The sequence below is a fragment of the Kitasatospora sp. A2-31 genome (assembly GCF_022288725.1).
In the GTDB taxonomy this organism is placed as follows: Bacteria; Actinomycetota; Actinomycetes; order Streptomycetales; family Streptomycetaceae; genus Kitasatospora.
Window position 1 is genome coordinate 181,369 of sequence record NZ_JAKNTA010000005.1, and the last position, 22,933, is coordinate 204,301.

The 22,933-nt window shown below is 75.4% G+C and carries 20 protein-coding genes; 16 read left to right on the forward strand and 4 right to left on the reverse strand.

The window, feature by feature from the left end; all coding sequences use genetic code 11:
- Positions 1 to 195: 195 nt before the first annotated feature.
- Together MCM47_RS15730 and MCM47_RS15735 are read left to right on the forward strand one after the other, a co-directional pair.
- Positions 196 to 999 (forward strand): glycerophosphodiester phosphodiesterase, encoded by an 804-nt coding sequence (locus MCM47_RS15730; protein ID WP_238862237.1) that lies wholly within the window; start codon positions 196 to 198, stop codon positions 997 to 999.
- On the forward strand, positions 996 to 2,387 hold the full coding sequence (locus MCM47_RS15735) for an MFS transporter (RefSeq protein ID WP_374209139.1): 1,392 nt from the start codon (positions 996 to 998) through the stop codon (positions 2,385 to 2,387). Before MCM47_RS15730 ends, MCM47_RS15735 begins: the two co-directional genes overlap by 4 nt.
- Positions 2,388 to 2,489: 102 nt before the next feature.
- Here the strand turns inward: MCM47_RS15735 and MCM47_RS15740 are convergent, their stop codons facing one another.
- The gene (locus MCM47_RS15740; protein ID WP_238862238.1) at positions 2,490 to 3,707 is read right to left on the reverse strand and encodes an IS30 family transposase; all 1,218 of its coding nucleotides are present in this window, start codon (positions 3,705 to 3,707) and stop codon (positions 2,490 to 2,492) included.
- Between the two features lie 212 nt (positions 3,708 to 3,919).
- Between MCM47_RS15740 and MCM47_RS15745 the strand changes: the two genes are divergently transcribed.
- Both MCM47_RS15745 and MCM47_RS15750 read left to right on the forward strand, forming a co-directional pair.
- Complete coding sequence (locus tag MCM47_RS15745) at positions 3,920 to 5,197, forward strand: family 2 encapsulin nanocompartment cargo protein terpene cyclase (protein WP_238862239.1); 1,278 nt, start codon at positions 3,920 to 3,922, stop codon at positions 5,195 to 5,197.
- Between the two features lie 15 nt (positions 5,198 to 5,212).
- Positions 5,213 to 6,094, forward strand: a complete 882-nt coding sequence (locus tag MCM47_RS15750; RefSeq protein ID WP_238862240.1) for a geranyl diphosphate 2-C-methyltransferase — start codon at positions 5,213 to 5,215, stop codon at positions 6,092 to 6,094.
- Between the two features lie 142 nt (positions 6,095 to 6,236).
- On the opposite strand, the gene MCM47_RS15755 is transcribed toward MCM47_RS15750, so the two are convergent.
- A complete protein-coding gene (locus tag MCM47_RS15755; RefSeq protein WP_238862241.1) occupies positions 6,237 to 6,563 on the reverse strand; it encodes a hypothetical protein in 327 nt (108 codons plus the stop codon).
- A 210-nt stretch (positions 6,564 to 6,773) separates the two neighbouring features.
- A complete protein-coding gene (locus MCM47_RS15760; RefSeq protein WP_238862242.1) occupies positions 6,774 to 7,694 on the reverse strand; it encodes a LysR family transcriptional regulator substrate-binding protein in 921 nt (306 codons plus the stop codon).
- Positions 7,695 to 7,968: 274 nt separating this feature from the next.
- On the opposite strand from MCM47_RS15760, the gene MCM47_RS15765 reads away from it, so the two are divergent.
- The 8 genes from MCM47_RS15765 to MCM47_RS15800 all read left to right on the forward strand — a co-directional run bounded on the left by MCM47_RS15765 (position 7,969) and on the right by MCM47_RS15800 (position 18,521).
- Positions 7,969 to 8,868: a DMT family transporter gene (locus tag MCM47_RS15765; protein ID WP_238862243.1), complete on the forward strand. Its 900-nt coding sequence runs from the start codon at positions 7,969 to 7,971 to the stop codon at positions 8,866 to 8,868.
- A gap of 160 nt (positions 8,869 to 9,028) precedes the next feature.
- Positions 9,029 to 10,057 (forward strand): GNAT family N-acetyltransferase, encoded by a 1,029-nt coding sequence (locus MCM47_RS15770; RefSeq protein WP_238862244.1) that lies wholly within the window; start codon positions 9,029 to 9,031, stop codon positions 10,055 to 10,057.
- Positions 10,050 to 10,850, forward strand: coding sequence for an aminotransferase class IV (locus tag MCM47_RS15775; protein WP_238862245.1), 801 nt, complete (start codon positions 10,050 to 10,052; stop codon positions 10,848 to 10,850). The genes MCM47_RS15770 and MCM47_RS15775 overlap by 8 nt, the downstream gene beginning before the upstream one ends.
- A 251-nt stretch (positions 10,851 to 11,101) precedes the next feature.
- Positions 11,102 to 11,899, forward strand: a complete 798-nt coding sequence (locus MCM47_RS15780) for an ABC transporter ATP-binding protein (protein ID WP_238862246.1) — start codon at positions 11,102 to 11,104, stop codon at positions 11,897 to 11,899.
- Complete coding sequence (locus tag MCM47_RS15785) at positions 11,896 to 14,535, forward strand: FtsX-like permease family protein (protein ID WP_238862247.1); 2,640 nt, start codon at positions 11,896 to 11,898, stop codon at positions 14,533 to 14,535. The genes MCM47_RS15780 and MCM47_RS15785 overlap by 4 nt, the downstream gene beginning before the upstream one ends.
- 259 nt (positions 14,536 to 14,794) lie before the next feature.
- On the forward strand, positions 14,795 to 15,274 hold the full coding sequence (locus MCM47_RS15790) for a hypothetical protein (RefSeq protein ID WP_238862248.1): 480 nt from the start codon (positions 14,795 to 14,797) through the stop codon (positions 15,272 to 15,274).
- On the forward strand, positions 15,271 to 16,926 hold the full coding sequence (locus MCM47_RS15795; protein ID WP_238862249.1) for a multicopper oxidase family protein: 1,656 nt from the start codon (positions 15,271 to 15,273) through the stop codon (positions 16,924 to 16,926). Before MCM47_RS15790 ends, MCM47_RS15795 begins: the two co-directional genes overlap by 4 nt.
- A 233-nt stretch (positions 16,927 to 17,159) precedes the next feature.
- Positions 17,160 to 18,521, forward strand: coding sequence for a DUF2252 domain-containing protein (locus MCM47_RS15800; RefSeq protein WP_238862250.1), 1,362 nt, complete (start codon positions 17,160 to 17,162; stop codon positions 18,519 to 18,521).
- A 7-nt stretch (positions 18,522 to 18,528) separates the two neighbouring features.
- Here MCM47_RS15800 and MCM47_RS15805 read toward each other — a convergent pair whose 3' ends face one another.
- Complete coding sequence (locus MCM47_RS15805) at positions 18,529 to 19,473, reverse strand: LLM class flavin-dependent oxidoreductase (RefSeq protein ID WP_238862251.1); 945 nt, start codon at positions 19,471 to 19,473, stop codon at positions 18,529 to 18,531.
- Between the two features lie 85 nt (positions 19,474 to 19,558).
- Between MCM47_RS15805 and MCM47_RS15810 the strand changes: the two genes are divergently transcribed.
- The 4 genes from MCM47_RS15810 (at position 19,559) to MCM47_RS15825 (ending at position 22,914) form a co-directional block, all read left to right on the forward strand.
- Positions 19,559 to 20,344, forward strand: coding sequence for a helix-turn-helix domain-containing protein (locus MCM47_RS15810; protein WP_238862252.1), 786 nt, complete (start codon positions 19,559 to 19,561; stop codon positions 20,342 to 20,344).
- Between the two features lie 421 nt (positions 20,345 to 20,765).
- On the forward strand, positions 20,766 to 21,836 hold the full coding sequence (locus tag MCM47_RS15815; RefSeq protein ID WP_238862253.1) for a hypothetical protein: 1,071 nt from the start codon (positions 20,766 to 20,768) through the stop codon (positions 21,834 to 21,836).
- Positions 21,837 to 21,838: 2 nt separating this feature from the next.
- The gene (locus MCM47_RS15820; RefSeq protein ID WP_238862254.1) at positions 21,839 to 22,360 is read left to right on the forward strand and encodes a hypothetical protein; all 522 of its coding nucleotides are present in this window, start codon (positions 21,839 to 21,841) and stop codon (positions 22,358 to 22,360) included.
- 224 nt (positions 22,361 to 22,584) lie between these two features.
- A complete protein-coding gene (locus tag MCM47_RS15825; protein ID WP_238862255.1) occupies positions 22,585 to 22,914 on the forward strand; it encodes a hypothetical protein in 330 nt (109 codons plus the stop codon).
- Positions 22,915 to 22,933 lie beyond the last annotated feature (19 nt).

The following is a 22,933-nucleotide window of genomic DNA, read 5'->3' on the forward strand; positions in this document are numbered from 1 at the left end:
GCCGCGGCCCGAGCGGTCACGGCCCGAGCGGTCGCGGACCGGCCACGCGCCGGCCGCAGTCCCCACCGGAAGCGTTACTGCTTGACAGGGTGCGTCATACTGTAACGCGCACGATCCGGGCCGCCGTCGGAGCGGGCAGCACCGCCTGGCCTCACGGGCCCGCCGGGCCCACCCCCCAGCACCTCGGAGCACGACATGCACCCCTTCCTCGACCACCCGGGGCCGTTGGCCTTCGCGCACCGGGGTGGGGACCTCGGCCGTCCGGAGAACTCGCTCGCCGCCTTCGAGGCTGCCGTCGCCCTCGGGTACCGCTACCTGGAGACCGACGTGCACGCCACCCGCGACGGCGTGCTGGTGGCCTTCCACGACTCCCGCCTCGACCGGGTCACCGACCGCACCGGGGCGGTGGCCGAGCTGCCGTGGGAGGCCGTCAAGCAGGCCCGGATCGGCGGCACCGAGCCGGTACCGCTGCTGGAGGACCTGCTCGCCGCGTTCCCCGAGGCCCGCTTCAACATCGACGTCAAGGCGGCGCCCGCCGTCGGACCGCTGGTCGAGGCGATCCGCCGGACCGACGCCTGGGACCGGGTCTGCGTCGGCGGCTTCTCCGACAGCCGCCTCGCCGCGGTCCGGGCCGCCGCCGGTCCCCGGCTGGCAACCTCGCTCGGCCCGCGCGAGGTGGCCCGGCTGCGGCTGCTCTCGCTGGCGGGGCCGCTGCTGCGGGGGCGCCGGACGCCGTTCGCCGGGGTGTGCGCCCAGGTGCCGGAGCGGCACCTCGGGGTGCGGGTCGTCGACCGGGCCTTCGTCCGCGCCGCCCACCGCCTCGGCCTGCAGGTGCACGTCTGGACTGTGGACGATCCCACACGGATCAGGGCTCTCCTCGATCTGGGTGTGGATGGCATCATGGCCGATCGCATCGACGTCCTGCGGGACGTCCTCGGCGAGAACGGCTGCTGGACCGACGGCAGCACCGGCTCCAGCACCGCGATAGGAACCACATGAGCACCGCGGCCCACCTGAAGGACCCCTTGCCGGACGACGTGGAGACCGCCACCGACGGTCGGACCCTGCGCCGGATGCAGTTCGGCTGGTACATCAACGACTGGGCCAACGCGGCCTTCTCGGCCACCGTCCTGGCGGTGTTCCTCGGGCCGTACCTGACCTCGGTGGCCAAGACGGCCGCCGATGCCGCAGGTGAGGTGCACCCGCTCGGCCTGTCGATCCGTGCCGGCTCGTTCTTCCCCTACGCCGTCTCCCTCTCCGTGCTGGTGTCGGTCCCGGTGATGCTGCTGACCGGGACGGTCGCGGACCGGACCGGGCGGCACAAGGAGCTGATGTGCGGCTTCGCGTACGTCGGGGCCATAGCCACGATGGGGATGTTCCTCCTCGACGGCGACCGCTACCTGCTGGGCGGCGCGCTGCTGGTCGTCGCCAACATCGCGTACGCGGTGTCGGTCGCGCTCTCCTACGCCTACCTCCCGGCCCTGGCCTCCCCCGACGAGCGCGACGCCGTGTCCTCCAAGGGCTGGGCCTTCGGCTACGCGGGCGGCGGACTGCTGCTGATCGCCAACCTCGCGCTGTTCGAGGGGCACGGCGCACTCGGCCTCTCCTCTGGCACCGCCGTGCGGATCTGCCTGGCCTCGGCCGGCCTCTGGTGGGCGCTGTTCACCGTCGTCCCGATGCTGCGGCTGCCCTCCCGGGCCGGGGCGGCCGCCGGCCCCGCCGCGGCCGAGCCCGACCGTCCCGCCGCCGGCAGCCTGCGCGAACTCGCCCGCACGCTGCGCAGCATGCGCCAGTACCCGCTCACGCTGCTCTACCTGGGCGCCTTCCTCTGCTACAACGACGGCATCCAGACCGTCATCTCCCAGGCCTCGCTCTACGGCAGCGAGGAGCTCGGCATGGACGAGACCTCGCTGGTCGCCGCGGTGCTCCTGATCCAGATCGTGGCGGTCGGCGGCGCACTGCTCCTCGGCCGGATCGCCCGCCGCCACGGCGCCAAGCGCACCGTGCTCGGCTCCCTGGCGGCCTGGGTGGTCATCCTCGCCCTCGGCTACTTCATGCCCGCCCACCGGCCCGCCTGGTTCTTCGCCCTGGCCTGCATGATCGGTCTGGTGCTCGGCGGCAGCCAGGCGCTCTCCCGCTCGCTGTTCTCGCACCTCATCCCGGCCGGCCGGGAGGCCGAGTACTTCAGCGTCTACAAGGTCAGCGACCGCGGCACCAGCTGGATGGGGCCGCTGGTCTTCGGCCTCGCGTACCAGATGACCGGCAGCTACCGCGCGGCGATCATCTCCCTGCTGGTGTTCTTCGTGATCGGCTTCGCCGTGCTGGTGAAGGTCCCCGTCCGGCGCGCCATCGAGGCCGTGGGCAACCCCGTCCCCGAGAGGCTGTGACGCGCCCGTCCCGCCGGCCGGCCGCACCCGCCCCCTCGTACCGAAGCCCCGCTCGTCCTCCCGGCGGTTTCCAGGGATCGTTGCAACACGTGGTCGGTTTGATCAGGCCGCGACGAGTTTATGCAGGCGCTCGGCTGGGGTTTCCCAGCCGAGCGTTTTGCGTGGGCGGCCGTTGAGCTGGACGGCCACCGCCGCGAGGTGTTCCGGGCCGTGGACGGACAGGTCGGTGCCCTTGGGAAAGTACTGCCGCAGCAGGCCGTTCGTGTTCTCGTTCGAGCCGCGCTGCCAGGGACTGGCCGGGTCGCAGAAGTAAACCGGAACGCCGGTGGCGACGGTGAAGCTCTTGTGGGCGGCCATCTCGCTGCCCTGGTCCCAGGTCAGCGAGCGCATCAGGTGTGCGGGCAGAGTCTGGACGGTCTCCGTGAGGGCGTCGCGCACGTGCTCGGCGGTGCGGCCGTTCGGCAGGTGCAGGAGCATCACGTAGCGGGTGTGGCGCTCGACCAGGGTGCCGATCGCGGAGGCGCCGTCCTTGCCGATGATCAGATCCCCTTCCCAGTGCCCGGGCACCGCCCGGTCCTCCGCCTCGGCTGGGCGTTCGCTGATCATGACCATCGGGTCGGTGAAACGGGGCTGGCGGCAGTTGGTCTGGCGCTGAGGCTTGCGGCGGGCCCGGCCGGAGCGCAGGGCGCCGGCCAGCTCGCGCCGCAGCTCACCGCGGCCCTGGACGTAGAGCGCCTGGTAGATCGTTTCGTGGGCCACGTGCATCTCCGGCCGGTCGGGGAAGGTTCTGCGCAGAGCGTGGCAGATCTGTTCCGGGCTCCACTGCTCGTCCAGGCCGGCCTGGATCGCGGCCCGCAGCTCGGGGTTGAGGGCGATCTTCCCCGACTTGGGGCGAGGGCGCCGCTCGTCGGCACGGGCCTGCGCGGCATGGGGTCGGTAACTGCCACTGTCGGGATGGCAGTTGCGTCGGATCTCCCGGCTGATCGTGGACGGGCTGCGGCCGAGCTCGGCCGCTATCGCGCGGACGGTGGCCTTCTCCCGGAGCCGGTCGGCGATGTGGATGCGCTCGTCCTCGCGCAGGTACCGCGACGGTCCGGATGCGCAGGCGGGCGCCCGCTCGGGTCGAGCGGGCGCCCGGAACCTGTTCGGGTCCGTCCGGCCGTTGCGCCACTCGCGTCCAGTCCGCTCGTGGACGCCCACCAGCCGGGACGCCTCCTTGTTGCTGTAGCCCTGTCGCACAAGCCGGAAGTATTCCGCCCGCTCGGCACGGAGCTTCCTACGCCCCTGCGGCTTCCGCTCCCCGCGAATCTCGAAGTCCATCGCACACCTTGAGCTGAGGTGTTGCGACGACCGTTAGAACCCAAGCCCCCGGACGGGCGGGGCTTCGCCGTGTGCGGACGCCCTGCAAGCCGACACGCGGCGCGGAGGCGATCACGGAATGCGGACGTTCAAACACGCCGAGCGCGAACGTTCACCCTATCGGGTGCAGAGCGTGCTGCGGAGCGGTCCAGTCCGCGCCGCCACGCCTACCGTTGGGCGAGCGAGACGGGGCCGCCTGCGGAACTCCCTCTCCGGGGGCGTGGCCAGACGACCCGTCATCACCCGCAATCCTTCTCAGAGGAAGGCCCTTCCATGCCCGTGGTCACCAGACCGCAGACACCGCTGGCGTCGCGACCTCCGCACCCAGGCCGTGCGGAGGCCGGGGTGGTGCGGTCATGAGCGGGACGGCCCTGGACCGGATCCTCAGTGGTCCCAGCGGCCTCGGCACGGCGGGTCTGAACCTGGCCCCGCGTGCGGCGGAGGCGGCGCCGGTCCCGAAGGGGCCGCAGCCCGGGGACCCCGTTCCCGGCCTCTACTTCCACCCGGTGCCCGAGCCCGACCCCGGGCGCGTCGCGGAGGTCGGCCGCCGGATCAAGGAATGGGCGATCGACGAGGTCCAGCTCTACCCACCGGAGTGGGAGGACCAGTTCGACGGCTTCTCGCTGGGCCGCTACATGGTGGCCTGCCACCCCGACGCCCCCGGCGTCGACCACCTGATGGTCGCCACCCGGCTGATGGCCGCGGAGAACGCGGTCGACGACTACTACTGCGAGGACCACGGCGGCTCGCCCGTGGGACTCGGCGGGCGGCTGCTGATGGCCCACACCGCCCTCGACCCGCTGCACACCACGGCGGAGTACGGGCCGGACTGGGAGCAGTCGCTCGCGTCGGACGCGCCGCGGCGGGCCTACCGCTCCGCGATGGACTACTTCAAGCGCGCGGCGACCCCCTCCCAGTCGGACCGGTTCCGGCACGACATGGCCCGGCTGCACCTGGGCTACCTCTGCGAGGCGGCCTGGGCGGAGACGGACCACGTACCGACGGTGTGGGAGTACCTGGCGATGCGCCAGTTCAACAACTTCCGCCCCTGCCCCACCATCACGGACACCGTGGGCGGCTACGAGCTGCCCGCCGACCTGCACGCCCAGCCCGCGATGCAGCGCGTCATCGCCCTGGCCTCCAACGCCACCACCATCGTCAACGACCTCTACTCGTACACCAAGGAGCTCGCCAGCCCCGGCCGGCACCTCAACCTGCCCGTGGTGATCGCCGAGCGCGAGGGCGTCGGTGAACGCGACGCTTACCTCAAGGCGGTCGAGGTCCACAACGACCTCATGCGCACCTTCGAGGCCGAGGCGGCCGCCCTGGCCGCCGCCTGCCCCGCCCCGAGCGTGGTGCGGTTCCTGCGCGGCGTGGCCGTGTGGGTGGACGGAAACCACCACTGGCACCAGACCAACACCTATCGCTACAGCCTGCCTGATTTCTGGTAACCAAGGAGCTCATCCATGTCCCTCACCGATATCACCACCGCGAACGGCACCGCGCCCATTCCGGGCCCGGCAACGCCCTACCAGGGCGACATCGCCCGCTACTGGGACCATGAGGCCAGGCCCGTGAACCTGCGCCTGGGCGACGTCGACGGCCTCTACCACCACCACTACGGCATCGGGGACGTCGACCACGCCTCGCTGGGCGAGCCGGACGACAGCGAGCGCGAGAAGAAGGTCATCGCCGAACTGCACCGCCTGGAGTCCGCCCAGGCCGACGTGCTCCTCGACAACCTGGGTGCCGTCACGCCCGACGCCACGCTCGTCGACGCCGGCTGCGGCCGCGGCGGCTCCATGGTGATGGCCCACCAGCGCTTCGGCTGCAAGGTCGAGGGCGTCACCCTCTCGGCGAAGCAGGCCGAGTTCGCCAACCGGCGCGCCAAGGAGCTCGGCATCCAGGACTCGGTGCGCTCCCGGGTCTGCAACATGCTCGACATGCCGTTCGCCACCGGCTCGGTGGCGGGCTCGTGGAACAACGAGTCCAGCATGTACGTCGACCTGCACGACCTGTTCGCCGAGCACTCCCGCATCCTCTCGGTCGGCGGCCGGTACGTGACCATCACGGGCTGCTGGAACCCGATCTACGGCCAGCCGTCGAAGTGGGTCTCGCAGATCAACGCGCACTTCGAGTGCAACATCCACTCGCGCCGTGAGTACCTGCGGGCGATGGCCGACAACCGCCTGGTGCCCCAGGCCGTCATCGACCTGACCCCCGCGACCCTGCCCTACTGGGAGCTGCGCGCCACGTCCTCGCTGGTCACGGGGATCGAGGAGGCGTTCATCTCCTCGTACAAGGACGGTTCGTTCCAGTACCTGCTGATCGCGGCCGACCGGGTCTGACGATCGCACCGGTCCGGTCCGGCCCTGCCCGGCCGGAACCGGTACGGCGCCCCGGCCCCGTGCCCGCTGTCGGCGGGCGCGGGGCCGGGGCGTGCCCGGGCGGGACCCCGGCAGCGCCGGGCTTCCCCGCACGGGGCGCCGGTCAGCGGCGGCTGGGCAGTTCGCGCAACCCCAGGGCCAGCCAGGACTCGGCCTCGCAGCGCCGCACCTGCCAGCCCGCCAACAGGCCTCCCTCGGCGGTGAGTTCGCCGCAGGCGGTGCGGAGCTCCGCCTCGGCCTCCAGTAGGCAGCCGGCCGTCATGAAGACGACGGCGTCCAGGGCCTCGGCCGTGATCCGGATCCGGGCGTGGCCGAGCCGGGCGGGGCCGCGGAGCGCCTGCTCCAACCCCTCCCGCACGGCGGTCGCCTCCACCGCGGTGCCGGACGGCGGGCCGTCCCGTGTCTCGGCGCGGACGCAAATCATGTACACAGCACCAGACTGGCCGATCCGTGGGCCCGACGGCGTCGTGACGCGGTGGCACATGGCTGTCTGGCAGCAAGGTGCCACCGGACGGGGCGCCGGTGCGCACCGGGCGGCCGACCCTGGCAGCGGCGTGTCAGCGGGCGCCGTCCACCGGCCCCGGACGGCCCGCCGTCCAGCGGCCGGCTCCGGACGGGCGCTCAGGCTCTGGACGGGCGATCAGGCTCCGGCCGGTGCGCCGGTCTCCGTCGCGGCGGGGCGCAGACCGCCGTCCCGGCGCCGGACGGCGGCCAACAGCCCGGTCACGGCCGGGGACCACGGGCGGGTCGCCGGGCCGGTGAGGGTGAGTGTGCGGTGCACGGCGGGCCGGATCGGGACGAGCACGCAGTCGGCCGGCAGCATCGTCAGCGCCAGCGCGGGCATCACCGAGACCCCGACGCCCGCGTGCACCATGCCGATCAGGGTGTTCAGGTCGCGGATCCGGTGCCGCGGCGCGAACCGGGCGCCGGCCCGCCGGTAGGACTCGCGGATGTGGCGCTCGCAGCCGCCCTCCGAGAGCAGGAAGTCGTCGTCCTCCAGATCGGCGACGTCGACGGCGGGTTCCCCGGCCAGCGGGTGGTCGCGGCGCAGCAGCGCGTGCATCGAGTCCGCACCGAGCCCGACCGCTCCCGGTGGCACGGGGTCGGCGTCCACCAGCACGGCGGCGTCCACCGTGCCGGCCTCCAGCCAGACCGACAGCTCGTCGTCCTCCCCTTCGAAGACCCGGACGGTGAGCCGGGGGTGGGCCGCTCGCCAGTCCTGCAGCAGGGCGGGCAGCAGGCCCTGGCAGACGGTGGTCGGGGCGGCGAGCCGGACGGTTCCGGTGAGGCCGCCCGAGTGCCGGGTGGCGATGGCGCTCACGGCGGCGGCCGAGGCGACCGCCGTCCGTGCGTGCGGCAGGATCTGCTCGCCCAGCGGGGTCGGCCGGCTCGGGGAGGTGCGGAGCAGTACCGGCGCGCCGAGGGCCCGCTCCAGCGCGGCCACCGCGTGCGAGACGGCGGACTGGCTGATCCCCAGCTCTGCGGCGGCCGCCCCGAATCCGCCCGCGTCGGCGACCGCGATCAGCGCCCTGAGCTGGGCCAGATTGACCTCCGGGGGCATGAGACTTCCTCATCCGGTGACGCCGACCACTTGTTGGACTCATGATCCGCCTCCGCGCCACCCTCTGTCCACGGGGGTCCCGTTCGGCCGGTCCCGCCCTGCGTGGTGCGCTCGGCGGGACCGGCCGGACGGGGGCCGGTGCGAGCGAGGAGAGGTCGGGGTGGTCGGGGTGGTCGGTCCCGCGGGTGCGACAGGTGCGGCGGGCGTGGCGGGCGCGGTGCATGCGGCGGGTGCGGTCGGGAGGGCCGGGGGCCGGCGCTGGTGGCCGAGGTTCGTGGCGCTGTCGGCGATCTGGGGTGCGAGCTTCGCGCTGATCAAGGTGGCGGTGGATGCGGGGGTGCCCCCGGTCTGGGTGGCGTGCTGGCGCTGCGTCCTCGGCGCCACGGCGCTCTGGACGATCCTCGCGCTGCGCCGCGAGCCGGCGCCGCGCGACCTCGCCGTCTGGGGGCACTCGGCGGTGGCCGCCGTGCTGCTCAACGCCGTGCCGTTCGCGCTGTTCTCCTACGGCGAGAGCAGGGTCGGCTCGGTGCTCGCCGGGGTGGTGAACGCGGCCACCCCGCTGTTCACCCTGCTCTTCACCGTCGCCGCGGTGCCGGGGGAGCGGCGGCCGGGGCCGCGCGGACTGGCCGGGCTCGCCCTCGGCTTCGCCGGAGTGCTGACCGTCCTGGGCGTCTGGCACGGCTTCGGCTCGGGGGAGGCCGGTGGCGGTCTCGCCTGCCTGGCGGCCACCTGCTGCTACGGCGCCGGCTTCGCCTACCTGCGCCGCCACCTCTCCACCCGCCCGTACACCGCCACCGCCCTCTCCGCCACGCAGATCGTCTGCGGGGCCGCCGAGTCGGCGGTGGTCGCGCCGCTCGCCGCCGGCCTTCCGTGCTGGCCCGGCGCCGGCCCGGCCGCCGCCCTGCTGGTGCTCGGGGCAGTCGGCACCGGGGTGGCCTACGTCATCAACCTCGACCTGGTCCGCACCGCCGGGACGGCGGTGGCCGCCGCCGTCACCTACGTGACGCCGCTCTGGTCGACCGCCCTCGGTGCGCTGCTGCTCGGTGAGTCCGTCGGCTGGAACGCCCTGCTCGGCGGCGCCGCGGTGATCGCCGCGGTCGCCCTGACCCGGCCCCCGGCCGCGCCCGTGCAGCGCCGGTGGGCGCGGCGGCGCGCGCGCCGGGTGGTCGGCTGACGCGCGATGCGGCAGCCGGGGTCGCGGCGGTGCGCGGGCGCGTGCGGGGCACCGCACCGGTGGTACGCCTGGGTCGGGTGAGCCGGGTGCGCATCTTCGCGCTGACGTTCGGTGCCGAGCCGGTCACGTTCGGTGTCCGGATCTCGCTATCGTTGGTGCCGTGGTGAGGTCGTGGGACGCGTCGGTGGAACGGGCGCAGGAGCGGTTGGCGGGCGGGCGGCTGTTGCGGGCGGTGGGCGAGGGGGAGGTGCGGCGGTTCGCGTGCTGGGACCTCGCCTCCCTGGCGGAGGGGGAGTTGGCGGAGCACGTCGACCCGGAGGCCCTCGACCCGTCGGCCGAGCTGCAGTGGCGCGAGCGGCTCGGTGAGGGCGGCCGCGAGTGGCCGGGCGGTGAGCTGTACCGGCGCCGGTACTGGGTGCTCGACCCGCAGGCTCCGGGCGGGGCGCCGGCCGGCACCGTCGCGGTGGACAACTGGACCAGGGGGCCGGGCCAGCTGGCCGTCTCCTCGCTCTACCTCCGGCCCTCGGCGCGCGGCCGCGGCCTGGCCGCCGCGGCGCTCGACGAGGTCTACCGGGCGGCGACCACGGAAGGCCTGCCGGGCTACCGGCTGGAGGCGCACTGGACCTGGCGGCACGCCGTCCGGTACTACCTCCGGCGCGGGCTCTGGGTGGTGTCCTGGAAGCGGGCGATCGGCCTCTCCAGGATGCCTCAACTCCCGCCCTACCGGGTGCGGGAGGAGGGCGGCAGGCTGGTGCTGGCGGTCGCGGACGGGCCGCACGGCTGGGTGCCGCTGCTCGCCGCCGGCCGCGAGGGCCGCTGGCTGCGGCTGGACGAGACGGCGGCCTACCGGCAGGCCGGCGGCTGGGTGCGCGGCTACGCCCGCCCGACGCTCGCGCTCCACCTCGCGCTGGCCGGTCTGCCGCTGGTGCGCGGCCCGCAGTGGTGGGCGGAGGCCGAGCGGTGGGCGGACATCGGTGAGCCGGAGGGGCTGGCCCACCAGATCGAGCACTTCGAGCGGTCGGCCCGCGGCGCCGGCCGCCGGTCCGCGGCCGCCCCCGCGCTCCAGGACCCCGCGCTCCCGGCCACCGCACTCCCGCCCCCCGCACTCCCGGCCGCGGCGGTCCCGGCCCCGGCCGGCCGCCGGGTCGGCGCGGCCGGCGGGCGGCTGGGAGACTCGGAGGATGGCTGAGACCGAGATCGAGATCGACGGTGCGCCGGCGAGTGCCGCGCAACTGGCCGTCCTGGGGCTGCTCAACTACGGGCACTTCACCACCCTGCGGGCCGAGGCCGGCCGGGTGCGCGGCCTCGCGCTCCACCTGGACCGGCTGGTGCGGGACTGCCGGACGGTGTTCGCCGCCGAGCTGGACCGGGACGCCGTCCGGGACCGGATCCGCGGCGCGCTGCCGGCGGACGGGGCGCCGGTGATCGTGCGCGTCACCGTGTTCGACCCGGCGTTGGGCCTGGAGCGCCCGGCCGCCGCGGCCGAACCCCGGCTCCTGGTCACCACCCGCCCGGCGCCGGCTGCGGTCCCGGGCCCGCTGCGCGTGCGCACCGCGGCGTACCGCCGGGAGCTGCCGGAGGTGAAGCACGTCGGTCTCTTCGGTCTCGTCCGGCACCGCCGGCTGGCCCAACTGGACGGTTACGACGACGCGTTGCTGACCGACCCGGACGGCCGGATCACCGAGGGCGCCACCTGGAACCTCGGCTTCCTCGACGTGGACGGGCAGGTGGTCTGGCCCGAGGGCGACGCACTCCCGGGCGTCACCGCCGCGCTGCTCGCCGGCGCCCACCCCGGGCCGCAGCGGCGCGAGCGCGTCGACGCCGGCAGCGGCCCGGCCCGCTACGCGGCGGCCTTCGCGCTCAACGCGGGGGTCGGCGTCCGCCCGATCGCGGCGATCGACGACACCGCCTTCGACCCGGCCCACCCGGCGCTGGCCGAGCTCCGCGCCGCGTACGAGGGGATCGGGGCCGAGACGGTCTGAGCCGGGGCCTCCGCACCGCCCCCTCCCCGGCCCGGACCGGGGGCGGTCCGGGTCGGGGGCGGTCCGGGCCGGCGGTGGTCCGCCGCCGGCGTGGGCCGGGCTCGTCCCCACCCCGGCCGCGACCCCCCCCGACCGGGGTGGGGAAAACCCCACCCCCCGTCCGCCAGCGGCCTCCATGGTTGCGGCGGCGCCGCCTTCCTAGCCTGGAACACGTCGACGACCAGCGACGACTCCCGAAGGAAGGCCCCACCATGGCACCCCGCCGCGACCGTCAACCCGCCGAGCAGTACGGCCACTTCGCCTCGCGCGCCGCGATCGAGCTGCGGGGCGTCCGGCGCACCTACGGCCGCGGCGACGAGGCCGTCCAGGCGCTGCGCGGCATCGACCTCGCGCTGGACCACGGCACCTTCACCGCCGTGATGGGCCCTTCCGGTTCCGGCAAGAGCACCTTCCTGCAGTGCGCGGCCGGGCTGGACCGGCCCGACGCCGGCGAGGTGTACCTGGGCGGCGAGGAGATCAGCCGGCTGAGCGAGAACAAGCTCACCAAGCTGCGCCGCAGCCGGATCGGCTTCATCTTCCAGTCCTTCAACCTGCTGCCCTCGCTGACGGTGCTGCAGAACGTCCTGCTGCCGCAGCGCCTCGCCGGCGAGCGCCAGGACCGCTCCCGGGCCAGGGAGCTGCTGGCCCAGGTGGGCCTCGGCCAGCACGCCGGCCGGCGGCCCGGACAGCTCTCCGGCGGGCAGCAGCAGCGCGTCGCGATCGCCCGCGCGCTGATCACCCGCCCGGACGTGGTCTTCGCCGACGAGCCGACCGGTGCGCTGGACACCCGGACCGCCCACGAGGTGCTGGGCCTGCTCCGGCAGGCGGTGGACTCCATGGGGGCGACCGTCGTCATGGTGACGCACGACCCGGTGGCCGCCTCGTTCACCGATCGTGCGCTCTTCCTGGCCGACGGCGCGATCGCCGGCGAGCTCCTCCACCCGGACCCGCAGGCGGTCGCGGACCGGATGGTCGCGCTGACCGCACGCCCGGTGGGAGTGGCGGCGTGAGCAACGGTCTGGCCCGCGCCTCGGTGCGCTTCCGGCCCGCGTCCTTCGCGGGCACCTTCCTGGCCCTGTTCTTCGGCGCGGCCGTCATCATGGCCTGCGGCACCCTGCTGCAGACCGGCATCACCGCGAGCGTGCCGCCGGTCCGGTACGCCGCGGCGCCTGTGGTGGTCGCGGCCGACCCCGCCGTCTCGATCGAGGTCGGGAGGGGTGAGGACCGGGACGACGTCGAGCAGGCGCTGCCCGAGCGGGCCCGGGTGGACGCGGCGCTGGCCGGGCGGATCGCCGCCCGGCCCGGCGTGGCCGCGGCCCGGCCGGACACCGCCTTCCCGGTCCCGGCCGATCCGGCCTCCGGGCTGCCCGTCCTGACCGGCCGCGGCTTCGCCTCGGTCGGGATCGCCGGGCCGGAGGAGAAGCTGGTCGAGGGCCGCGCCCCCGGCGCGGGCGAGGCCGTCCTCGACGCGGACAGCGCGCGCGCCGCGCATCTCGCGCCGGGCGCCGTGGTGGCGCTCACCGCGCCCGGCGGCAGCGGCAGCTACCGGATCTCCGGCCTGGTCGCCCAGCCGGCGACCGCGACCGCAGCCCCCACCCGCCCCACCGCCTGGTTCGCCGACCCGGTCGCCGACCGGATCTCCGGCCACCCGGGCAAGGTCGACGCGATCGCCGTCCAACCGCGTCCGGGCGTCGAGCCCGAGGCCCTGGCCGCGCAGGTCCGCCAGGCCGTCGGCGACTCCGCCGAGGTGCTCACCGGCGCCGCCCGCGGCGCCGCCGAGACGCCCGCGCTCACCGAGAGCCGGGCCATGCTGACCGGGCTCGGCGGCTCGTTCGGCGGCATCGCGGCGATGACCGCCGTCTTCGCCGTGATGAGCACCGTCGCCCTGGCCACCGGCCAGCGGGCCCGCGAGTTCGCCCTGCTGCGCGCGATCGGCGCGACCCCGCGGCAGATCCGCCGCACCATCGCCACCGAGGCGGTGCTGGTGGCGCCCGTCGCCGCCGCCCTCGGCATCCTCCCCGGACTTGCCCTGGCCCGCTGGTGGTTCGGAGAGATGGTGGACCGCGGTGCCGTCCCGCGGGCGGTCGGGCTCTCCGTCGGCCCGGTGCCGATGCTGGCCGCCGTCGCCACCTGCACGCTGGCCGCGCTGGGGGCCGGCTTCCTCGCCGCCCGCCGGCCCTCCAGGCTGCGGCCGAGCCAGGCGCTCGGCGAGGCCGCCGTCGAGCCCGGCCGACCGGGCAGGGTGCGGACCGTCGCCGGGCTGCTGTTCGCCGCCGGGGGAGTCGCCCTCGCCGGGGTCGCGGCCGGCCTGGACGGGACCAACGCCGCCAACACCGCGCTGGGCGTGGTGATGTGCTTCCTGCTGGCCACCGCACTGCTCGGGCCCTGGGTGGCCCGGACGGCCGCCGGGCTGCTCGGCGCCCCGCTGCGCCTCGGGGGCGGCGCCCCCGGCTCGCTGGCCGCCGACAACAGCCGGGCCAACGCCCGCCGGCTGGCTTCCGCGATCACGCCGATCGTGATGGTCACCGCCTTCTGCGGGACGCTGCTCTTCCTGCAGACCACGCTCAGCCACGTGACGGGCGAGCAGCTGCGCGACGGCATCACCGCCGACCACGTGGTCGCCCCGGCCGGCCCCGGGCTGCCGGCCGGCACCGCCGATCGGGCCGCCCGGGTACCGGGCGTGGAGGCCGCCGTCGGCGTGCTGCGCACCGGCGTGGTCCACCGCAGCGGCGACACGCTCTCCAGCGTCAACGCCCTCGGCATCGACGGCGACCCGGCGAAGCTGCCCCGGGTGCTCGACCTGGGTGTGCGGAGCGGCTCGCTGGCCGACCTCGGACGCTCGGCCGACACCGTCGCCCTGGACGCCGCGCTCGCCGCGGACCTGGGCGTCGAGGTCGGCGAGCGGGCCCCGCTCTGGCTCGGCGACGGCACCGCCGTCCGGCCGACGGTGGTCGCCACCTACGAGCGCGGCCTCGGCTTCGGGCAGGTGCTGCTGCCGCGGGCGGCCGTCGCCGAGCACGTCACCGCCGGCTACGACAGCCAGGTGCTGGTGGCGGACGCGCCGGGCGCGGACCGGGCCGCGGTGGCGGCCCGGCTGGCGGACCTCGGCTCCCCGTCGGGCGGCCAGGGCGGCCAGGGCGGTCAGAACGGCCAGGGCGGCACGAAGGTGGGCGGGGGCGGGCACGCCGGGGCCGGCGCGGTCACCGTCGCCGACCGGGCCGGCTACGTGGCCCAGGCCGACCGGGCCCGGGAGCTCGGCGCCTGGGCCAATACGGTCATGGCGGGCGTACTGGGCGGCTTCGCGGCCGTCACCGCCGCCAACACCCTGGTGATGACGGTGCTCGACCGGCGCCGGGAGGTCGCGCTGCTGCGCCTGGCCGGGACCACCCGCCGCCAGGTGCGCGGAATGCTGCGCTGGGAGGCGCTGCTGGTGGCCGCCACCGGACTGCTGGTGGGCGGGGTGATCGCCTGGATCACCCTGGTGCCGATCACCCGGGGCATCGCCGGCGCCGCCCCGCACATCCCGGCCGGGACGGCGCTGCCGCTGGCCGCCGGGGCGGTGCTGCTCTGCCTGGCCGCGACGGGCCTCCCCGGACGGGCGTTGCTCCGTGCCCGGCCGGTGGCGGCGGGCGGCGGCCGCCAGTGATCCGCCGGCGGTGGCCCGCGGCGGCAGCCAGCCGGCGGCGGTGACGGGGACGGGCGGTGCGCCACCACGGCGCACCGCCCGTTCGGGTGACGACCCCGTCCGGATCGGCCCGACGGGGTGGACATCAGGGCGAACGATGCGTATCAGCGCCAATCGTGACAAATGATCAGCTACGCTCTCCGCCGCGCCGTCCGGGGCCCGAGCCGCCTCCGGGGGCGCTTTCCCGTTCCCCGCCCGGCCGAGCAGAGAGAAGCCCACCATGAGCAGTCCTCCCGTGGCCCCCGCCCCCCGCTGGCCGCTGATCCTGCTGCGGGCGACCGCCACCGCGCTGGCCGTGCTCGCCGTGGTGCAGAGCGCACTGGCCGGCAGCTTCCTCAACGGCCACTACGAGTCGCTCGCGCTGCACGCGGCCGGCGGGACGGCCATGGCGGTCGTCGCGTTCGCCCAGGCGGTGGCGGGGCTGCTGGTCCGCTGGATCGGCCGCGGCCCGCTCTGGCCGTTCGGTGTCCCGGTCCTCCTGACCGCCGCCACCGCGGTGCAGATCGCCCTCGGCTACCACCGCGCGGTGGGCCTGCACGTGCTGTTCGGCGTGCTGCTGGTGAGCGCCACGCTCTTCGCCGCGGTCGGCGCGTGGCGCCTGCGGCTGCCCGTCGGGCGGTCGGCCCGGGACGGGGCGCCCGGGGCCGACGGCGGCGGACTGCTGCCCCGCCCGGGAGGGCCCATGGAGGTGGCCCAGTGAGGCGCCGCCGGTTCCTCGGGCTCGGCGCGTCCGTGCTGGGCGCGGGTGCGCTCGGGGCGTTCACCCTCCCCGCCGCCGCGCGGCTGCTCGCCGAGGGCCAGCCGGGCCGGCTGCTGGACAGCCTCGTCGACCTGCCGGAGCCGTTCCAGGTGCCGCTTCCGGTGCCGGCCGTCCTGCGCCCGGTGCGCACCGACGGCACCACCGACCACTACGAGATCACCCAGCAGGTCGCCCGGCTGGAGATCCTGCCCGGCCTGCCGACCGAGATGTGGACGTACGGCGGCAGCTACCCCGGGCCGACCCTGGCCGTCCGCTCCGGCCGGCAGGCCGTGGTGCGCCACCGCAACGAGCTGCCGGTGCCCTCGGTGGTCCACCTGCACGGCGGGCACACCCCGGCGGAGAGCGACGGCTACCCGATCGACCTGATCCTGCCGGCGGCGGCCGGCCATCCGTCAGGCGCGGGTCCGGCGCCCGGCACGTCCCACGCGGCCCACCTGGCCGGTGCGGCCCGGTCGAGCGACCTGCAGGGGGCGGCGGGGACGGCGGGGATGGCAGGGATGCCCGGGATGGCGCAGGTGCCGTTCGGTCGGACCACGGACGGCGACCGCACGTACACCTATCCCGGCCGCCAGCGGGCGGCCACCCTCTGGTACCACGACCACCGGATGGGCTTCACCGGCCCCGGCATCTGGCGCGGCCTGGCCGGCTTCCACCTCGTGCTCGACGACGAGGACGACGCCCTGCCGCTGCCGCGCGGCGACCGTGACCTGCCGCTGATGCTCGCCGACCGCTCCTTCGCCGAGGACGGGTCGTTCCTGTACCCGGCCGTCGACCCGGCGCTCGCCGTGCCCGGCGTCACCGACGACTACATGAACGGCGTCCTCGGTGACGTGATCCTGGTCAACGGCGCGCCGTGGCCGCGTCTGGCGGTCGACCGGGCGCGGTACCGGCTCCGCCTGCTGAACGCCTCCAACGCCCGCCTCTACCGCCTGGAGCTCGACCCGCAGCCCGCCGGCGGCGACGCACTCGTCCAGATCGCCGGCGACGGCGGCCTGCTGGAGGCCCCGGTGGCGCACGACGCCGTCGAGATCGCGCCGGCCGAGCGGTTCGAGATCGTCGTCGACTTCGCCCGCTTCGCGCCGGGCACCTCGGTCCGGCTGGTCAACCGCTTCGGCAGCGAGCGGACCGCCGAGGTGATGCGCTTCGACGTCTCCTCCCGCACAGTCACGGACGACTCCACCGTTCCCGAGCGGCTCTGCAACCTCGAACGGCTCGACCCGGCGAACGCCGTCGCCACCCGGAGGTTCGGCTTCCGGCGCAGCCGCAGCTCCGGCTGGACCATCAACAACCAGGCCTACGAGCCCGGCCGTGCCGTCGCCGCCCCGGCCCTCGGCAGCACCGAGATCTGGAGGTTCTTCACGGACGTGCACCACCCCGTCCACCTCCACCTGGACCACTTCCAGGTGCTGTCGCGCAACGGCGCCGCGCCGGGCCCGTACGACGCGGGGTGGAAGGACACCATCGACCTGCGGCCGGCCGAGTCGGTGGAGGTGCTGGTCCGCTTCACCGACTACCCGGGCACGTACATGCTGCACTGCCACAACCTGGAGCACGAGGACATGGCGATGATGGCGGACTTCGTCGTGGAGTGAGGGGGTCGTGGCGGTGAGCGGCTGTCCCGGGAACCGCGGGCCGGCCGCACCCCCGGCCGTACCCCAGGCCGGACCCCCGGTCGTACCCCAGGTCGGACCCCCGGCCGTCACCCGGCCGGCGGAGCGCGGGCGGGCCCGGGAACGGCCCGCCCGCGCCCCGACGTGCCGGGCCCCGGCGGGTGACCTAGCGTCGCCAGCAGGAGGCACCCGCCCGGCACGACCTGGAGGAGCGCATGACCAGTCCCGCCGAACGCCGCCGGCGCGGCCGGGCCGCGCGCGACCGGGTCCCGCGCTCCGCGCACGGCCGCTGGATCCCGGACGCGGACCGCCCGGACCCGATCGGCGTGCTGGAGCGGCAGGGCGCCGACCGCCTCACCGAACTGCTGCCGATCCGCTACGGCCGGATGTCCGACTCCCCGTTCGCCTTCCTGCGCGGCGCCGCCGCGATCATGGCCGCCGATCTCGCGGCCCTGCCCGACACCGGCATCACCGTCCAACTCTGCGGCGATGCCCACCTGTTGAACTTCGGCGTGTACGCCTCGCCGGAGCGGTCGCTGCTCTTCGACCTCAACGACTTCGACGAGACCTACCCCGGCCCGTTCGAGTGGGACGTCAAACGCCTGGCCGCGAGCGTGGCCGTCGCGGCCCGGGCCAACGGGCAGGACGCGGGCAGCGTCCGCCGGGCCGCGCTCACCGCCGGGCAGGGCTACGCGACCGCTATCCGGCGCCTGGCGGGGATGGCCGAGCTCGACGTCTGGTACGCCCGGATCGACACCGAGGACCTCCTCCCGCTGGTCCGCAAGGGCAAGCGCCGGGCCAAGCTGGAGGCCGGCCTGGAGCACGCCCGGCGTCGCACCAGCCTGCAGGCCTTCGGCAAGCTCACCGAGACGACGGAGGACGGCCACCGCCGCATCATCAGTGACCCGCCGCTGATCGAGCCGGTCCCGCGGACCGAGCTGCGGCGGCTCGGCAAGATCTTCAGCGACTACCGCGCCACCCTCGCGGATGACCGCCGGGTGCTGCTCGACCGGTTCCGGTTCGTGGACGCCGCCCGCAAGGTGGTGGGCGTCGGCAGTGTCGGCACGCGCTGCTTCATCGTCCTGCTGGAGGGCCGGGACGCCGAGGACCCGCTGTTCCTCCAGGTCAAGGAGGCCGGCCGGTCCGTGCTGGAGGAGCACCTGCCCGCCTCCCGCCCGCACGCCGAGGCGCCGGTCGTCCACGGTGGCCGGCGCGTCGTCACCGGTCAGCGCCTGATGCAGGCCGCCAGCGACATCTTCCTCGGCTGGACCACCGGTACGGCCGGCCGGCACTTCTACGGCCGGCAGCTGCGCGACATGAAGGGCTCGGCGGACGTCGCCGACATGCCCCCGTCCGTCCTGCGCGCCTACGCCGACCTCTGCGGCCGAGCGCTGGCCCGTGCCCACGCCCGCTCCGGCGACCGCCTGGCGATCGCCGGCTACCTGGGCACCTCCGACACCTTCGCGGAGGCGATCGCCGACTTCTCCGTCCGCTACGCCGACCGGACGGAGGCCGACCACGCGGCACTGCTGGCGGCCATCGACGCCGGTGCGGTGGCTGCCCGGAAGGGTATCTGACGGGCGGTCAGAGCAGGGACAGGTCGGGCAGGAGCTCGGCGAGCCGGCGCAGCTGGTCGTGCTGGTCGGCGAAGTCGAGCGCTCCGAGCCGGGCGACGACGTGGCGTGCGCCCGCTTCCCGGTAGTGCGCGAGCGCGGCGGCGACTTCGGTCGCGGTGCCGGCGACCACCGCCTGGATCCGTTCCAGCTCCGCCAGCGGCATGCCGTAGACGGCGTGGGCGTAGGCGTCGAGCGCGCGCCGGCCGAGCGCCGGGTCGGCGTCGATCCGGACGGACACGAAGAGGGCCGGGGTGATGCCGGCCTCCGGCCGTCCGGCCCCGGCGGCGGCCTTCCGGACGTCGGCCAGCCCGGAGCGGTAGTCGGCCGGATCCGGGGGGTAGGGGAGCCAGCCGTCGTACAGCCGGCCGGTGCGGGCCAGTGCGGCCGGGGTCGCGCCGCCGAGCCAGATCGGGGGGCCGCCGGGGCGGGCCGGCGCGGTCGTCGACGGGAGTGCGGAGAAGTCGTGGAACTCGCCGCGGAAGGCGGTGGCCCCGCTCCACAGCGCCCGCCAGAGCGCCACCGTCTCGTCCAGCCGGGCGAACCGGCGTTCCCACGGCACCTGGGACAGTTCGTGCAGCGGCCGCCCGAACCGGCCGGGGAAGCCGGCGCCGACCGCGACGGTCAGCCGGCCGCCGGAGAGCAGGTCGACCGAGGCGAGCGCCTGCGCGGTCTGCACGGGCCGGCGCAGCACCGGCAGCAGGGCGCCGGTGCCGAGCGTCACCCGCTCGGTGAGCGGGGCGAGGGCGGCCAGCATGGTCAGGGCCTCGATCCGCGGACCGAGGAGGGAGTCGTTGACGAAGAGCGACGAGTAGCCGGAGTCCTCGGCGAGGCGGGCGAAGCCGAACAGCTCCCGCGGGTCGCCGGCGGCGCCCCACTGGGCCCGGCCGGTCGGAAGAAGCACACCGATGTCCATGCCGCGATCCTCGTCGGTGGGGGAATCGCTCTCAATTCCCTGGAAGGAATGGCCGGTTCGTCGTCCGGTGGGTTAGAACGTCCTCGTGGACTTTCCCCAGACGCTCCGCGAGCGCCGTACCGGGCGCCGGGTCAGCCAGCTCGACCTCGCCACCCGCGCCGGAACCACCCAGCGCCACCTCAGCTTCATCGAGTCCGGCCGGTCGGTGCCGGGCCGGGGCATGGTGGTCCGGCTCGCCGAATCGCTCGATCTGCCGCTGCGGGAGCGCAACGAGCTGCTGCTGGCGGCCGGTTACGCCCCCGCCTACTCCGAGAGCCCGCTCGACGGGCCGGACCTCGCTCCCGTGCGGGCGGCCATCGACCACATCCTCGCCGGCCATCTGCCCTACCCGGCCCTGGTGGTGGACCGGCGGGGCGACGTGGTCGCCGCCAACGCGGCGCTCGACCTGATCACCGAGGGCGCGGACCCGGCGCTGGTCGGTCCCGGCACCAACGCCTACCGGCTGGCCCTGCACCCCGACGGCATGGCGCCGCGCATCCGCAACTTCCCCGCGTGGGCCCGACACGTCGTCGAGCGGACCGCCCATCTCGGCGAGCTGCACGCCGAACTGGCTTCCTACGTGCCCGCGTCGGGGACGCCGGGACCCGACCACCTGGGTTTCGCCGTCCCCCTGCACCTGCGCAGCTCGCTCGGGGACCTGCACCTGATGACGACGGTGACGACCTTCGCCACCGCCGTCGACATCACCCTCGCGGAGCTGAAGCTGGAGGCCTTCCTGCCGGCCGACGAGCCCACGGCGGCGGCGCTGCGGGCGGCCGCGGACCGGCGCCCCGGCCGGGACGGGAGCCCGGCGGGCGCCGCCCGGCGGTAGCGGGCCGGAGCGTGGTGTCGGGGGTGGCTGCGGCGGGGGCGCCGCGGGGCTCCGGACTGTTGTGGCGGTGCTGTGTCCGGTCGGAACCCATCCTGCGGGGGCCGGGTGAGAGTGTCGTCTCCTGGCGGGGAACCGCCCGCCCGAGCCCGGTCGAACGGCGGGGGTGCGGGTCCGCCGGTCGGCGGATCGGCGGGCTGTGGACCACCCGCCGAAGGGCGGGGGCGGGCCTTCTTCGGTACTCAACTGACGCTCGTGCGGCGGTAGTTGTCGAACGGTCCGGCGGTTGGCCGACCAGTCTTCATGTCTTCGACAAGGTTATTCCCCGTCAGTAACATGGCGCTCGCGCGGCCGTTCGGGCCGCCGTTGAAGCCACTGGTTCCCGGGCAGTCGTGTGCGCGTCCGCCGCTTCGAAAGAGTTCCGTTGAAGAGTCCCCTCGGCACGGCGGTCCGCCCTGCCCTCGTTTCGCTTCTGCTGCTCGGGGTCGCCGCGTGCGGGCCCACCTCGGGCACGCAGCAGGCGACCTCGATCACCGTCGACGGTCCCGGCGCGGTCCCCGTCGCCGCCGCGGCCTCCCCTTCCGCGGCCGCCGCGAGCCCGGCGGCCTCCCGGCCGTCCGGTGTCCCGCACGCCCGCGCCACCGCCCCGGCCGCCGCGCCGACCGGGTCCGCCCCGGCGGCGCCCGCCGCCGGGGGGCCCGCGCCCGGCACCCTCCCGGTGGCCGCCGCCCAGCCGGGCGTTCAGCAGGCCGCGGTCGGGGCGCCGGGCAAGGACGGCGCGGCCGTCGCCCCGGAGGCCAAGAACCTCCAGCTCACCGCCTACGACCCGGCCGCCGGCACGGCGGTCCTGACGGCGGCACAGGCGACCGGTCCGTCGGCCGCGCCGTCGGCGTCGTCGTCCGCCGCACCGTCCGCCACTGCCACGGCGACCGCGTCGGCCACTCCCTCGGCCGGCCCCTCGCCCGCCGAGGCCGTCAAGCCCGGCCAGCTGATCGCGAGCCCGCCGACCGAGGCGGCGCCGCAGGGCGCGCTGGTCGCCGTGACCGCGGTGAAGTCCGCCGGCGGCGGGGCCGTCACCCTGTCCACCCGCCCGGCGACCCTCTCCGAGCTGCTGGGCAAGGCCGAGGCCGACGGGCAGGTCCCGGTCGACCCGAACGGCATCAAGGTCACCCCGCTGGTCAAGGACCTCAAGGCGACCGTCGCCCGGGAGAGCGGCACCACCACCGCCGACGCCTCCGGCACCCTGGAGGTCGACGTCAAGGCCCCGATCCCGCTGCCCGAGGGCCTGAGCGCCGACGCCGCCGCGTCCGTCCAGCTGCACCCTCGCTGCACTTCGCGTACCACGGGGCCGGCGTGGGCACCCCGCGCACCGCGTCGATCGGGTTCGACCTGGGCGCCCACGCCCAGTGGAAGGTCAGCGGCGACCTCCGTCGCAGCACCGGCGCCGCCCCGATCCGCCTGCCGTTCGCCAAGCTCCAGGCCAGCCCGGTCGTGACCGTGGCGGGTCTGCCGGTGGTGGTCAACCTCGGGCTCACCTGCTACCTGGAGATCGGCGCCGACGGCCAGGTGCACGTGGAGGCCGAGCAGGAGATCACCGGCACCTGGTCGGTCCGCTCCGACTACACCGGCGGCCGCGGCTGGTCCCCGGTGACGGACGCCGCCGACACCAAGGTCTCCCCGGTCCACGTCCGCGTCACCGGCAAGGCCGCCGTCCGGGCCGCGCTCGGTGCCGAGGTCAGCGTCGGCCTCTACGACACGGTCGGCGTCGAGGCCACCGTCGCCCCCTACCTGCGCGCCCAGGCCGACGGCGAACTGGCCGTCGACCTGCCCGGTGGCAAGCCCCAGGTCAAGGGCGGTTGGGCGCTCCTCGGCGGCGTCGACCTGAACGGAGCCCTCACCGCGCACCTCAAGATCTTCGGCACCCCGATCATCGAGGGCAAGCTCCCGCTGCCGCCGTTCCACCGCGAATGGCCGCTCCTGACCGGCTCCCTGCCGAGCCCGGCCGCGTCGAAGTCCTGAGCCGCCGCGGCCCGTCCGGGCCGCCCTGCTCCACCCCGCCCCACCCCGCTCCACCCTGTCCAGCGCCCCGGCTCGCCCGCACCGAGCCGGGGCGCTCCGCATGCGTCGCGGTGGGGCCGATCGCCGGCCGGGGCGGCGGCAGCACCGCGGGGCCCCGTCCGGTTCACGCACCGTTGCGGAGAGGGCCCGTGGACATCCGGACCCCCGCCGGGGAGGATCACCGTATGGCTTCTGACGGACCGTTGACCGAGTACGAACTCACCACCATCGAACGGCGCGCGGCCGCAGCCGCGCCGGGCCCGTGGCTGGCCAGACTGGAGGGGCCGGAGCGGGGCCTCGGCGGGGAAAGCTTCATCGAGATCCAGCCCGACGCGGAGACCGACGAGGCGATCTACGTGCGCCGGTACGTCGGCGCCGACCAGGTGGCCTCGCGCGATCCCCTGCTCCACGCGGACCTCGAATTCATCGCCGCCGCCCGCCAGGACGTGCCGCGGCTGGTCGCCGAGGTCCGCCGCCTCCAGGCCGTCCTCGACCGGCGCCGCGGCGGCTGGTGACGGCAAGGCCGGGGGCCGG